Origin of the sequence: Spongiactinospora gelatinilytica, assembly GCF_003236385.1 — a bacterium.
Lineage (GTDB): Bacteria > Actinomycetota > Actinomycetes > Streptosporangiales > Streptosporangiaceae > Spongiactinospora > Spongiactinospora gelatinilytica.
Genome location: NZ_POUA01000855.1, coordinates 1 through 462, shown reverse-complemented (window position 1 = coordinate 462; position 462 = coordinate 1). Strand labels below are relative to the sequence as shown.

General features: G+C 29.7%; 1 protein-coding gene. It reads right to left on the bottom strand.

Going from position 1 to position 462, the window contains the following annotated elements; translation table 11 throughout:
• Positions 1–462 (bottom strand): hypothetical protein (locus tag C1I98_RS46625; protein ID WP_199537595.1); only part of this gene is annotated, 462 nt, incomplete at both ends.

Genomic DNA, 462 nt, shown 5'->3' with positions numbered 1-462 from the left:
ATTTAAGCTAGTTTGATCAAACTCATAAACTTTATTATTACGAGCATCAAACATATTAAAGTCAACTTCAAAATTGTATACTTCTTCTAAAATTTGGCCAAATTTAGTAAATAACTTAATCTCGTCAACCAAGCTATCTTCGTCATCTTGCTGATTTAGAAAATAAAAATTATTAATTGTATCAGTATTAAAGCTCATTTTCCGTTCATCTAAACTCAAATGAAAAATAGTTTGTTGCGTTGCCTGATCAACATATTCAGCCTGATTATTTGCCATTTTAAAACGGAACTTTTGGCTAGTCCCTGTCCAAGTATGGAAAAGTTTTTGGTAATTATTTTCTTGTTCAACTTCCAGACCCAGTTTAGTTTTTAAACCACTTAATTCAATTAAGCGAGTCATAAAAATTAAATAATAGTCACTAGCTTCAAATTTCTGAGGAAAAATAACTGCATCGCTATCAAC